Raw genomic sequence first — 12,922 nt, 5'->3', positions numbered from 1 at the left:
CCGACTGGACGCGCGCGGCGAACCGCCGCGCGCGTGGTTCGCTCACCCCCAAACCTCGCCCATCACCCGAGCGAAATTCCCGCCCAGCACCTTGCCGATCACCCCGTCGCTGTGCCCGCGCTGCGACAACAACCCGGCGAGGGTTTCGAACCGCCGCGGCGTGTTGAGATCGGGGATGAACAAATACACGGTTTCGCTTTCGCCCGGCGCGGAGATGCCGAGTTTGCGGCGTTCGCGGATCGATTCGGCGTGCTGGCGCTTGTACTTCTCGGTCAACGCGACCGGCGAGACGATGTTGTCGGTGCCGATGCCGACATGGTCCTCGCCGCAAACCTTCAATGCGTGTTCGATATGGCGGATGACGTCGGCCGCCATCGGCTGGCCGCTTTCGCGCAGGAACGGCATCAGATAGATCCCGACCACGCCGCCGCGCTCGGCGACCGCACGCAGTTCCGCATCGGTCTTGTTGCGCGGCCGGTCGACCAGCGCCGCGCAACCGGTGTGGCTGATCAGCATCGGCGCCTTCGACGCGGCGATCGCCTCGGTCGCGGTGCGGCGGCCGCTGTGGGCCAGGTCCAGCAGAATCCGCCGCTCGTTCAAGCGCTCGATCAGGCTGTGGCCGAACTTGCTCAGGCCCGCGTCGCCGGCCTCCATGCAGCCGTCGCCGGCCAGGTTGCGCACGTTGTAGGTCAGCTGCACCGTGCGCAGGCCCAGACGATAGAAGTCGTCGATGCGTTCGAGCTTCTCGCCGATCGGCGCGCTGTCCTGGAACTGATAGACCACGCCGGTCTTCTTCTCGCGCCGCGCCCGCTCCAGATCGGCGCCGGTGCGGACCTGGGCAAATACGTCCGGATGACGGACGATTTCGTTTTCCCAGTAGGCGATATCGCGCACCGCCGCCTCGAACGCATCCTCGTACTGCGCGACCGGGCCGACGGTGGTCTGCAGCACCCGCAAGCCGCTGGCCCGCACTTGTTCGACCAGCTTGGACGACAAGGCTTCGCCGGGCTGGGAATCCGCGTCGCCGACGAAGCCGCAACCGTCGATCACCATCGCCTCGGCGTACGGCGCCCAGCCCGGCGCCGCGGCCGCGCGCAGCGGTCCGGCCCAGCCGCCGGCGAGCGCGCCGGCACCGGCCAACGCGCCTTGAATCAAGAACGTTCTGCGATCGAGCATCGAACCCCTCTCCCGTGTGGATTTCGTCGCGGCGCGACTGCGCGACGTCGCTGCGTAGCGCGACCGCGAAAGCCCGCGCACTGATTGCAATCAACGCACTCTAAGCCCGCCAGCGGCCGCGCGCGGCCGTGACTTTCGGGGGAGATCGCCGGACGCCCGCGCGGCGTTAAGCTCATGGTCCATGCGTCCGCGCTCCGGCCCGGACGCGGCCCTCGCACCGTCCGCATTACCGGGAGAACGCCGATGCCGTTGCGCCAGATCCTGACCGTCACCGCGCTGGCCTGCGCCTGCTTGAGCACCGCCCACGCCCAGCGCGCGGCCGCGCCGAACGAGCGCGTGGTCCAGGGCAATCGCACCAGCGAAAACGTTCCGGCGATTCCGGCCGAACTGAGCGAGCGGCTCAATCGCTACCAGAACACCCGCGGCGCCAGCTTCAACGGCTGGACCCAGGACGGCTGTCTGCTGATCGGCACCCGCTTCGCCGAAACCAGCCAGGCCCATCGGGTCTGCCAGCCGCTGGGCATGCGCGAGCAACTGACCTTCCACGCAGAACCGATCAACTCGCTCACCGCCGCGCCCGCGCCCGACAACGGCTTCGTGTTCGGCAAGGACGTCGGCGGCAACGAGTTCTGGCAGTTGTATTACTTCGATCTGGCCAGCCGCCAGACCCGCCTGCTCACCGACGGCAAGGCGCGCAACGAAGACCCGCTGTTCTCGCGCGACGGCAAGCAGTTCGCGTACAGCAGCACCGTGCGCAACGGCAAGGACACCGACGTGTGGGCGATGGACTTCGCCGCCGGCAAGGCGCGCGCGGTGGTGACCGAGGGCGGCAACTGGAGCGCGCAGGATTTCTCGCCCGACGGCAAGCAATTGCTGGTGATCAAGTACGTGTCGGCCAGCGAGTCGTATCCGGGTCTGGTCGATCTGGGCAGCGGCAAGCTGACCTTGTTCCCGGTCGACGGCGGCAAGGCCGCGATCAGCGATTTCCGTTTCTCCCGCGACGGCCGCGCGGTGTATTTCGTTTCCGACGAGCCGGTCGACGGCAAGCCGCAGGAGTTCCGCACGCTACGCCGGCACGAACCGGCCAGCGGCAAGTTCGAGGTGCTCAGCGCGGACATTCCGTGGGACGTGGATCAGCTGGCGCTGTCGGACGACGGCAAGCATCTGTTGTTCGTCAGCAACGAGGACGGCATCGGCAAACTGCATGTGCTGTCGCTGCCCGGCCACAAGCCGGTGCGCCTGCCCGCCTTGCCCATCGGCGTGATCGGCCGCGCCGGGTTCTCGCCCGACGGCAAGCGCATCGCGCTGGCGATCAACACCGCGACCTCGCCCAGCGACGTGTACGTGATCGATCTGGCCGGCGCGCGTCTGGAGCGCTGGACCCGCAGCGAAGTCGGCGGCCTGGATTCGGCGAAGTTCGTCGCGCCGAGCCTGATCCGTTATCCGACCTTCGACCAAGTAGACGGAAAGCCGCGCACCATCCCGGCGTTCTACTACAAGCCCGCCAATTTGCCGGCCGGCAAGAAAGTCCCGGTGGTGATCCAGATCCACGGCGGCCCGGAAGCGCAATCGCAACCGACCTTCAGCGCCAACGCGCAGTTCCTGGCCAACGAGCTCGGCGTGGCGATGCTGGTGCCGAACGTGCGCGGCTCCTCCGGTTACGGCCGCACTTACCTGGGCCTGGACAATGCGGAAAAGCGCGAAGACTCGGTCAAGGACATCGGCGCGCTGCTCGACTGGATCGCCCAGCAACCCGAGCTCGACGCCAAGCGCGTGGGCGTGTACGGCGGCAGTTACGGCGGTTACATGGTGCTGGCCTCGCTGACCCATTACAGCGACCGCATCCGCGCCGGCGTCGACGTGGTCGGCATTTCCGATTTCAGCACCTTCCTCAAGAACACCGAAAGCTACCGCCGCGATCTGCGCCGCGCCGAATACGGCGACGAACGCATTGCGGAAATGAAGGCGGTGTTCGACCGCATCTCGCCGCTGAAGAACGCCGGCAAGATCGCCTCGCCCTTGTTCGTGGCGCAGGGCAAGAACGATCCGCGCGTGCCCTATACCGAGGCCGAGCAGATCGTCAAAGCGGTGCGCGGCAACGGCCAGCCGGTGTGGTTCCTGATGTTCGACGATGAGGGCCACGGCTTTCAGAAGAAGGCCAATACCGATTACTTCGGCGCGGCGATGATGGAGTTCTGGCAGCGGCATTTGATCGGCGGCTGAGGGCCGCACCGATACGGCGCCGCGCGCGAAGGCCGCGCGGCGCCGCCCGAATCGTACGAAGTCATTGAACCGTCACGGATTCCTGGGGTTTTCCCCACTGGGTGGCGGCGCACTTTGTCGATAATTTGAGCGCCTGATAAGTACCGATCAGGCACCGACATGACCGACCCGATCTCCTCCGGCCCCGCCCTGCGCCTGCCGCCGCCGCTGGAGCCGGTTCAGCCGACGCCCGAAACGCTGGCCCAGGCCGCGCCGGAGCAGGCGCGGGCCCAGGTCGATGCGCTCGCGCCGCCGCAACTGGCCGTGTTGCGCGAACAGGTCGATGCACTGCCGCTGGCCGAGCGGCAAACCCTGGCCAACGATCTGGCCGGGCGCCTGGACGCCGGCCAGTTGCGCAAGCTGGAAACCGCGTTCGGCCGGGACACCATCGCCGCCGCGGTCGAGCGCGGCGCCAGCGCCGAGGTGCGCGAAGCCTACGCCGCGTTGCCGCGCGAGGGTGGCGATGCCGACAGCTTCATCGACACGCTCAAGGACGCGTTGGGCCTGAACCGCGCGTCCACCGGCGCGAATCACGAGATCTCCGCGGTGGTGACCAACCCCGACAGCGGCGAGATCAACGACGCCACCTGGACCGTCGACGCGCAAGGCCGTCCGGTGCATGCCGAGGCCACCCTGCGCACCGTGTTCAGCAAGATCGAGCGCAGCGACGCGGAAACCGACGCCCAGCGCGCCGCCGCCGACCGCGGCGTCGACGGCGACCAGGGCGGCCACGTGTTCGGCCATCGCTTCGTCACCGACCAGGGCCTGAAGAACCTGTTCCCGCAGAACGGCAACTTCAACATGGGCGCCTACAAGACCCTGGAGAACGAGTGGGCGGCATGGGTCGACAAGGGCATGGACGTGCGGATCCAGATCGATCTGACCCCGCGCAACGTCGACCGACCGGACCGGGTTCGCATTTCCTATGAGGTCATCGACCCGAGCGACGGCGGCAGGGTTTACGATCAGCGCGTGAGCTTCGACAACCGCGCCGGCCAGCATTACGACCGGGTCGACGCCCCGCAGATGGACCAGATGATCGCCGCCAGCGCCTGATCGGCGCGGCGCGGATCGATACGTTGGCAACCGACACGGCCACAAGGCAGGACATGAACAGAGACGAATTGCTCGGCGAAATCGCGCGTTTGATCGTGGTCGATCCCAAGGCCAGCGAGCGCCCGTGGGATGGCTACTCGTTGATCGCCTGGTACGGCGAAGGCATCAGCCGGCTCAACGGCTTCCGTTACGACAAAGGCCAGCCGGGCGAGGCGCTGACGCCGTCCGGGGTGGACATCGAAAACCGCCTGGAAGAGCTGCGCCGGGTCACCCAGACCAAGGACAAGGCGCCGTGGCGGGTGTGCATCGTGCGGATCAACCGCGAAGCGGCCGAGGTGGCGATCGACTTCGAGTACGAGGAACCGGGCAAGTGGTATGTCACGCCCGACAGCGCGGCGGAGATCGCCGAGCGGGTGCGGCCGGTTTGAGTCGCGGTTTGGGCCGGGACGTGCGCAGGTGCTTTGCGTCGTTTCGGCTCTCTCGGTAGCGCGCCACGGCAACAGCAACAGCAAAAGCAAAATGGATTCCGGCTTTCGCCGGAATGACGGGATAGTGAGGAGTCGGCGAGGTCATGCCGATCCACCAGTCCGTCATTCCGGCGAAAGCCGGAATCCATTTTGCTGTTGCTCCTACGCAATCAATCCAGCAGCGCCCCCCCACCGCCCGCACCTGAACCCCGCCCGCCACGTCCCGACATAGACCCCACACCCAACCCCGGCCAGAATTAGGCTCAGGCCCGCTACGCCGCACGCTTAAGGACGACCGCATCGGCTCAGCGCCCTTCCCTCTCGGCAAGGCGGCAACCGATGTCCTGGCTCAAGCGACTGCGCGTGGACACCTTCACCCTGGCCCTGCTGGCCACGGTCGCGCTGGCCTGGAAATTCCCGCTGCACGGCCTGCCAGCGCAGTGGATGGACGATTTCACCGACCTGGCCATCGCCGCGCTGTTCTTCCTGCACGGCGCGCGCCTGTCGCGCGAAGCGGTGCTCGCCGGGATGCTGCACTGGCGCTTGCACCTGGTGATCTTCGCCAGCACTTTCATCCTGTTTCCGCTGCTGGGCCTGGCGCTCAAGCCGTTGTCCGGGCATCTGCTGACGCCGGAGTTGTACCTGGGCCTGCTGTTCCTGTGCACCCTGCCCTCGACCGTGCAGTCGTCGATCGCCTTCACCTCGATGGCCGGCGGCAACGTGCCCGCGGCGGTGTGCAGCGCTTCGGCGTCGAGCCTGCTCGGCGTGTTCCTCACGCCCTTGCTGCTGAGCGCGCTGGCCGGCGCGCACGGCGGCATGGCCGATCCGACCGAAGCGATCGGCAAGATCATGCTGCAGTTGCTGGTGCCGTTCGTGGCCGGGCATCTGCTGCGGCGCTGGATCGGCGGCTGGGTCGAACGCCAGCGCGCGGTGCTGCGCTACACCGATCAGGGCACGGTGTTGTTGGTGGTCTACACCGCGTTCTCGGCGTCGATGAACAGCGGGCTGTGGCAGAGCACGCCGTTGATCGCGCTGTACGTGCTGATCGGGGTGTGCGCGCTGTTGTTGGCGGTGGTGATGGTGACCACCACCTTCGCCGCGCGCCGGATGGGTTTCTCGCGCGAGGACGAAATCGCGATCGTGTTCTGCGGCTCGAAGAAGAGCCTGGCCACCGGCGTGCCGATGGCCAAGATTTTGTTCGCCAGCGGCGCGCTCGGCGCGATCGTGTTGCCGGTGATGATCTTCCATCAGATCCAGCTGATCGTTTGTGCGCAGTTGGCGCAGTGGTATGCGCGCAAGGCGACGATGCGAGCCGCGGTGGAAGAAGCGGCGGATTGATGGCGGGACGCGCTCAGCGCGCGTCCTTGACCACCTCGCCGCCCTTGATCACCACCGGCACCGATTCCAGCAAGCGCACGTCCTGGGTCGGGTCGCCCGCGACCGCGATCAGATCGCCCCAGCGGCCCGCCTCGACGATGCCGAGGTCCTTGCGGCCCAGCGCGTCGGCGGCGTTGAAGGTGGCGGTCTGGATCGCCTGCGCCGCGCTCATGCCGTAACGGGTCATCACCGCGAACTGGCGGCCGTTGAGGCCGTGCGGGTACACCCCGGAGTCGGTGCCGTACACCAGCTTGACCCCGGCGGCATGCGCGCGGCGGAAGTTTTCGCGCTGGATGTCGGCGACTTCGCGGTCCTTGCGCAGGTTGTCTTCGAGCACGCCGTTTTTCTTGCCTTCGGCCTGGGTGTAGTCGGTGTTGTAGATGTCCATCGACAACCAGGTGCCGTGTTGCTTGGCCAGACGGATGCCTTCTTCGTCGATCAGGCTGGCGTGCTCGATGGTGTCGATGCCGGCGCGGATCGCGTCCTTGATCCCGGAGGTGCCGTGCGCGTGCGCGGCCACCCGCAGGCCCCACTGGTGCGCTTCCTCGGCGATCGCCTTCATCTCCTCCAGGCTCATCTGCTGCTGGCCGGGTTCGGTGTTGCGCGAGAACACCCCGCCGGTCGCGCAGATCTTGATCACCGTCGCGCCGTACTTGCGCAGCTCGCGCACTCGCTGGCGGCCCTGTTCGGGCGAGTCGGCGTTGTAGGGATTGCGCTGCGCCATCGACGGCGGGAAGAAGGTCGAATCGCAATGGCCGCCGGTCGCGCCGAAGCCGTAACCGGCGCCGACGATGCGCGGGCCGGGTATCTGGCCTTCGTCGATGGCTTGACGCAGGCCGATGTCGTTCCAGGCGTCGGCGCCGAGGTTGCGGATGGTGGTGAAGCCGGCGTCCAGGGTCTGGCGCGCGTGCTTGACCGACAGCATCGACCAGAAGCGGTCGCCGAATTGCAGATAGGTGTAGCCGCCGTACTGCGGATCGGCGTCGATGTGGGTGTGCATGTCGATCAGGCCCGGCAGCAAGGTCATGCCGGGCAGATCCAGGCGTTTGACGCCCTCGGGCGCGGCGTCGCCGATGCGGCCGACTTCAGCGATCCGCCCATCGCGGATCAACACCTGCGGCCGCTCGACCGTGCGTCCGCTGCGGCTGTCGAACAGCCGTTCGGCGGTGACCAACAACGTACCCTGCGTCTGCGCCGCGGCCGGCAACGCCGCCGCGATCAACAACAGCGCCGACCACGCGCGTTTGCCCGGCTTGCGCGATTCGCGCTTGTGCTGCACCGCCCCACCCATCGTCATGACCTGCGCCCCCCAGCGAAAAGTGCTGCGAGTATAGGCATGCGACGGCGGCGCTCCGCCAGTGCACGCAGCGCCGCGGCGACCGGCTCGGTAGCCGATGCCGGCGCGCACTTTCAGTTTGATCCGGCGCGGCGCGGGAAGGTGGCCCGCGTCAGCGGACCGGCAGAAGCTGCAAGCTCGCTTCGGGCTGCAGCACCGGCAACAGCCAGTGATCGATCAGCAGGAACGCGAACAGCGCCATCAGATAGACGATGGAGTAGTTGAACACCTTCATCGCATACAACTCGTCCGGCGGGTCCATCAGCTTCCAGGCGTAGTACAGGAACATCGCGCCCAGCACCATCGCCCCGCCGAGGTAGAACAAGCCGCTCATGCCCACCGCCCACGGCAGCACGGTCACCGCCACCAGCAGCACGGTGTAGAACAGGATCTGCCAGCGCGTGTACTGCACGCCGTGGGTGACCGGCAGCATCGGCACCATCGCCCGCGCGTAGTCGGCGCGGCGGAAGATCGCCAAGGCCCAGAAATGCGGCGGCGTCCACACGAAGATGATCAGCACCAGCAACAGCGCATGCGCCCAATCCCACGGACCTTGCATGCCGGTGACCGCGGCCCAGCCCAGCAGCGGCGGCGCCGCGCCGGCGATGCCGCCGATGACGATGTTCTGCGGCGTGGCGCGCTTGAGGTACACGGTGTAGATCACCGCGTAACCGATCAGCGAAGCGAAGGTCAGCACCGCGGTGATGGTGTTGACCCACAGCACCAGGATCGCCATCGACAACGCCGCCAACACCAGCGCGAAGACCAGCGCCTGGGTCGGGGTGACTTGCCCGGCCACGATCGGCCGCCACGAGGTCCGCGCCATCTTCGCGTCGATGCGCGAATCCAGCAGCTGATTGATCGCCGCGGCCGACGAGGCGGCCAGCCAGATGCCGAGGAAGCCGAGCACCGATTCCTTCAGCGGCGGCCAGCCCGGCACCGCCAGGAACATGCCGACGATGGCGGTGAACACGATCAGCGCGACCACGCGCGGCTTGGTGAGATCCCAGTACTGCTTGGCGGTGGGGCGGCTGGCGGCGTTCATCACGGCTCCGGCGTGCGCAGGCGCGCGAGCAAGGACACCAACACGAACAACAGCAGCGCGGCGCCGCCGTTGTGCGCCACCGCGACCGCCAGCGGCAGGCCCAGCTTGACGTTGGCGATGCCCAGAGCGACTTGCAGCAGGGTCAGCGCGATCAGCAGCGTGGCCCAGCCGCGCATGCCCGGGGTGCGCAGCAACTTCACCGCCAGGCCGAGCAGGTAGAAGAACACCACCACCGCCATGATCCGATGCGAAAGCTGGATGGCGATGCGCGCCTCGCCGTCGAGGATGCCGCCCTCGTAGTCCACGCCGATTCCGCGCCACAGCACGAAGGCTTCGGCGAAATCGTGGCGCGGCCACCACTGGCCGACGCAGGTCGGGAAGAAATTGCCGCAGGCCAGCGCCGCGTAATTGGCGCTGGTCCAGCCGCCCAGAGCGATCTGCACGCCGAGCAAGGCGATGCCGATCATGATCAGGCGGCGCACGCCGGTCGCGTCGGCCAGCCGGATCGGTTGATTGATCGCGCGCCAGGCGATCCACACCAACAGCGAGAAGGTCAGCAAGCCGCCGAGCAGATGCGCCATCACCACGATCGGCTTGAGCAGCCAGGTCACCGTCCACATGCCCAGCAGGGCCTGGAAGATGATCACCGCCAAGGTCAGCGACGACGCCCGCGACAGATCGGTGTTGCTCCATCGCAGCGCCGCGGCCAGCAAGATGCCCTCGCCCACGATCGCCAACGCCGACGCGGCCACGTGCTGGCCTTTCATGTATAGCGCAATGGCGATGGCGATCACCGCCGCCGCCGCGATCACTTGCAACACGCCCTTGTTGCGGCGGCGCGCCGACACCAGCGCCAGAGTCAGCACCAGCACGCCGAGCAGGCCGGCGATCATGCGATGGAACTGCTCGCGCCAGGCCTTGTGCACTTCGACCGGACGGATCTGGGTGGCGACGTGGTCGGCGGCGTCGGCGGCGTGGGTCGGCCACGCGGCGCGGCCGTAGCAGGTCGGCCAATCCGGGCAACTCAGGCCGGCGTTGGACAGGCGCACGAACGCGCCGAAAACGATCACGCACAACGCCAGCGCCACCGCCAGCCAGGCGATGCGGTGGAAATGCTTGTTCATGCTGGTCAAGGCCGGACCGGAACCGCCCAGGCCGGTGATGCTGTTTACGCTCATTCGAAAACTCGTTCCCGCTCGATGCTCGCGACCCGGTCGCCGGCGCCCCGCGCCGGCGTGCCGGTCACATCAATTTCAGCAGTTTGGCCAGATCGGCGCGCAGGCCGCCCGGTTCGAAGCCGGGAGGGTAACGCAGAATCACGAAGCCGTTCGGGTCGACCACATACACCGGCGGCCCGGCCGGGTCGTCCGCGCGCGGCAGCCGGGCGCGCAGTTCCGGCGCCGGCGCCAGCACCCGCAGCGAGGCCGGACGCGCCGCGCCGGCCGGCGGCTCGCCGATCCACAGCAGCTCGACCCGGTCCGCATCTTTGCCGAACAGCTGCCAGACCGTGTCGAGCTGGCGCGACAATCGGACGCAGCGCTTGGCGCAATCGGCCGGCGGCGCGACCAGGATGCGCCAGACCCGCGCCGGCGGATTCCACGCATACGTCTGGCCGTCGGCCAGCCGCGGGCTCAGCGCGCGCAGGTCCGGCTTGGGCTCCAGCAACTCGCCGTGCTGGCGGTTCACCGCCGGATGATGATCGGTGAAGCGCAGCAGGCCGGCGATCAGCATCGGCACGAAGAAGAACGCGGCGATCAGGATCAGCACCCAGCGGTTGCGATTGCGCTGGCGCAGGAACGCCGGATCGGCGGAGGCGGGTTGCTTGGGATCGGTCATGGTCGGTCGGACTCCGGACGGGTCCGCTTGCGGCGGAATGTGAGGATCAACGCGGTCGCCAACACCGCCGCGGCCAGCGCGAACCACTGCAGCGAGTAGCCGCGGTGCTGCTCGGGCGGCAGGGTGTTGGCGAGCAATTCCAGATCGCGCTCGTAGCCGAGCTTGAGCGCGGGGTCCAGGCGCAGCACCCGCGGCGCCAGCGGCACCGACAGGCCGGTCTCGCGCGCGATCGCGGCCGGATCGACCCGGGTCAGCAGCCATTGCTGGCCTTCGCGGCCGATGCCCGGCCCGAGCGCGATGCCGCTCGAGGGCGGCGCGGTCAGCAGGCCCGACAGCGCCAGTTCGCCCTCGGGCTGGGCGATGACCGGCAGCTTGCGGTCGCCGCCCAGCGGCAGCCAGCCCAGATCGACCAGCAACGGCTCGCCCTGCTGGGGCACGAAGATCCGATAAGCGCGCACGCCGGCGCGGCCGCCGCGCTGCTGGTTGTCCAGCAGCAACGCGCCGCGGTCGTCGAAATGGCCCAGGCCCGCGGCCCAGTCGTAGGCGCGAACGCGCGCGGCGTCGCCGGCGGCGGACAACGGCCGCGGGATGCGATCTTTCAACACCGCCGCGGCGGCATCGAGCATGGCCTGCTTCTCGACCGCGCGCCGCGCCTGCCACAGCCCCAGGTGCACGAACAGCGCGATCGTCGCCAGCGCCAGGATCCAGCCGAACCAATACCCGCCGCGCGCCTTCATCGGCGGCCTCCGGCACGCACGCGCGGCCGGCCGAACTGCGATAATCCGCCGATCGCATCCGCGCGCGCGCCGCGCGCACCCGAGGAGGCCGCGATGAACGAGTCGCTGAAGATCCTGCTGGTTGTCGCCTTCCTGATCGTCATCGTGTGGAATCTGGGCGCCGGTCTGTATTACATGCTGGTGGACAAGGGGCAGAGCAAGCGCACCGTCAACGCGCTGACCCGTCGTATCGTGCTGTCCGTGGCGTTGATTCTGATCATCATCCTGGCGATCTATATGGGTTGGATCACGCCGCATGGCGTGGGGTCCAATCCGAATTGAGCCGGTCTTGCCTGATGGTTACGAGCCGAATCGAACAACCTTGCTCGGCGTCTGGATACTGACGATCTGACGTCTCTCTCCAGACCGTCATTCCCGCGAAGGCGGGCTCCGCTTTACTTCGGCGGAGCCGAACATCCAGTGCCTTTCGTGCGAGAACGTTTCAATCGCTGGATTCCCGCTTTCGCGGGAATGACGACCTGGAGAGATGGCGCTAAAGACTCTTGGCTCTGGATTCCCGCCTTCGCGGGAATGACGTTCTGGTAGGAATGCATCCATCCGAATTACACGTCTTCGGCCACGCCCGCGACAACCGCGGCAAAGCCCAACCCGCCCAACCACCACAAAAACGAAAGGCCGGCAGCGCCGGCCTTCGTCGTGATTTTACCGTATCGCGTCGTCGCGCTTACAGCACGTACACGAACAGGAACAGGCCCAGCCAGACCACGTCGACGAAGTGCCAGTACCAGGCCACCGCCTCGAACGCGAAGTGGTTGTCCTTGTCGAAATGGCCCTTCAGGCAGCGGAACCAGATGATCGCCAGCATCAGCGTACCCAGGGTCACGTGCAGACCGTGGAAGCCGGTGAGCATGAAGAAGGTCGAACCGTAGATGCCCGAACCCAGGGTCAGGTTCAGCTCGGTGTAGGCGTGGATGTATTCCTCGGCCTGGAAGAACAGGAACAGGCAGCCCAGCGCCACGGTCAGGCCCAGCCAGAACAGCAGCGCCTTGCGGTGGCCGCCCTTGAGCGCGTGGTGCGCGGCGGTCACGGTGCTGCCGGAGGTCAACAGGATCAGGGTGTTGAGCAGCGGCAGGCCCCAGGCCGGAATGGTCTGGAAGCTGCCGCCGACGCCGGCCGGGCCGCTGCTCGGCCAGGCCGCGCTGAAGTCCGGCCACAGCAGGCTGTTGGTCATCACGCCGTCGCCGTCGCCGCCGAGCCACGGCAAGGCCAGCGTGCGCGCGTAGAACAGCGCGCCGAAGAACGCGGCGAAGAACATCACTTCGGAGAAGATGAACCAGACCATGCCCATGCGGAAGGACACGTCGACCTGCTTGTTGTAGTTGCCGCGCACCGATTCGCGGATCACATCGCCGAACCAGCCGAACAGCACGCCGATCATCATCGCGATGCCGACGAAGAAGGTGGGCTTGCCCCAGCTGACTTCGTTGAGCCAGCTGGCGACGCCGATCATGGTCGTGAACAGACCGATCGAACCGAGGAACGGCCAGCGGCTGCTATGCGGGACGAAGTAGATGTTGGCGTCTGGCGTGTGAGCGTGGGCCATGGCGGCGTTCCGTGATTAAAGTGGTGC

The 12,922-nt window shown here is 67.4% G+C and carries 12 protein-coding genes; 5 read left to right on the top strand and 7 right to left on the bottom strand.

Annotated features, from left to right (window positions below):
• Window positions 1-42: 42 nt before the first annotated feature.
• Window positions 43-1,176: a dipeptidase gene (locus tag V7787_RS28980; protein WP_336090816.1), complete on the bottom strand. Its 1,134-nt coding sequence runs from the start codon at window positions 1,174-1,176 to the stop codon at window positions 43-45.
• 243 nt (window positions 1,177-1,419) lie between these two features.
• Here V7787_RS28980 and V7787_RS28975 point away from each other — a divergent pair, with 243 nt between their 5' ends.
• The 4 genes from V7787_RS28975 (at window position 1,420) to V7787_RS28960 (ending at window position 6,299) form a co-directional block, all read left to right on the top strand.
• Window positions 1,420-3,399, top strand: coding sequence for a S9 family peptidase (locus tag V7787_RS28975; protein WP_336090815.1), 1,980 nt, complete (start codon window positions 1,420-1,422; stop codon window positions 3,397-3,399).
• Between the two features lie 159 nt (window positions 3,400-3,558).
• A complete protein-coding gene (locus V7787_RS28970; RefSeq protein WP_336090813.1) occupies window positions 3,559-4,494 on the top strand; it encodes a DNA/RNA non-specific endonuclease in 936 nt (311 codons plus the stop codon).
• A gap of 53 nt (window positions 4,495-4,547) precedes the next feature.
• Complete coding sequence (locus tag V7787_RS28965) at window positions 4,548-4,922, top strand: hypothetical protein (RefSeq protein WP_336090812.1); 375 nt, start codon at window positions 4,548-4,550, stop codon at window positions 4,920-4,922.
• A gap of 378 nt (window positions 4,923-5,300) precedes the next feature.
• Window positions 5,301-6,299, top strand: coding sequence for a bile acid:sodium symporter family protein (locus V7787_RS28960; protein WP_336090811.1), 999 nt, complete (start codon window positions 5,301-5,303; stop codon window positions 6,297-6,299).
• A gap of 13 nt (window positions 6,300-6,312) precedes the next feature.
• Here the strand turns inward: V7787_RS28960 and V7787_RS28955 are convergent, their stop codons facing one another.
• From V7787_RS28955 to V7787_RS28935, 5 genes are all read right to left on the bottom strand, one after another.
• On the bottom strand, window positions 6,313-7,635 hold the full coding sequence (locus V7787_RS28955; protein WP_336090810.1) for a Xaa-Pro dipeptidase: 1,323 nt from the start codon (window positions 7,633-7,635) through the stop codon (window positions 6,313-6,315).
• A gap of 151 nt (window positions 7,636-7,786) precedes the next feature.
• Entirely contained in the window at window positions 7,787-8,719 is a 933-nt protein-coding gene (locus tag V7787_RS28950) for a heme o synthase (RefSeq protein WP_336090809.1), read from the bottom strand.
• Window positions 8,719-9,897 (bottom strand): COX15/CtaA family protein, encoded by a 1,179-nt coding sequence (locus tag V7787_RS28945; RefSeq protein WP_336090808.1) that lies wholly within the window; start codon window positions 9,895-9,897, stop codon window positions 8,719-8,721. The genes V7787_RS28950 and V7787_RS28945 overlap by 1 nt, the downstream gene beginning before the upstream one ends.
• 64 nt (window positions 9,898-9,961) lie before the next feature.
• Complete coding sequence (locus tag V7787_RS28940) at window positions 9,962-10,555, bottom strand: hypothetical protein (protein ID WP_336090807.1); 594 nt, start codon at window positions 10,553-10,555, stop codon at window positions 9,962-9,964.
• On the bottom strand, window positions 10,552-11,292 hold the full coding sequence (locus tag V7787_RS28935) for an SURF1 family protein (RefSeq protein WP_336090805.1): 741 nt from the start codon (window positions 11,290-11,292) through the stop codon (window positions 10,552-10,554). The genes V7787_RS28940 and V7787_RS28935 overlap by 4 nt, the downstream gene beginning before the upstream one ends.
• A 93-nt stretch (window positions 11,293-11,385) precedes the next feature.
• Here V7787_RS28935 and V7787_RS28930 point away from each other — a divergent pair, with 93 nt between their 5' ends.
• Window positions 11,386-11,613, top strand: coding sequence for a twin transmembrane helix small protein (locus V7787_RS28930; protein WP_336090804.1), 228 nt, complete (start codon window positions 11,386-11,388; stop codon window positions 11,611-11,613).
• Window positions 11,614-12,016: 403 nt separating this feature from the next.
• On the opposite strand, the gene V7787_RS28925 is transcribed toward V7787_RS28930, so the two are convergent.
• Window positions 12,017-12,895 carry a cytochrome c oxidase subunit 3 gene (locus V7787_RS28925; protein WP_336090802.1) on the bottom strand — a complete coding sequence of 293 codons (879 nt, stop codon included), beginning with the start codon at window positions 12,893-12,895 and terminating at the stop codon, window positions 12,017-12,019.
• Window positions 12,896-12,922 lie beyond the last annotated feature (27 nt).

The sequence above is a fragment of the Pseudomonas sp. CGJS7 genome (assembly GCF_036961695.1).
This window is presented reverse-complemented; position numbering and strand designations above follow the sequence as displayed.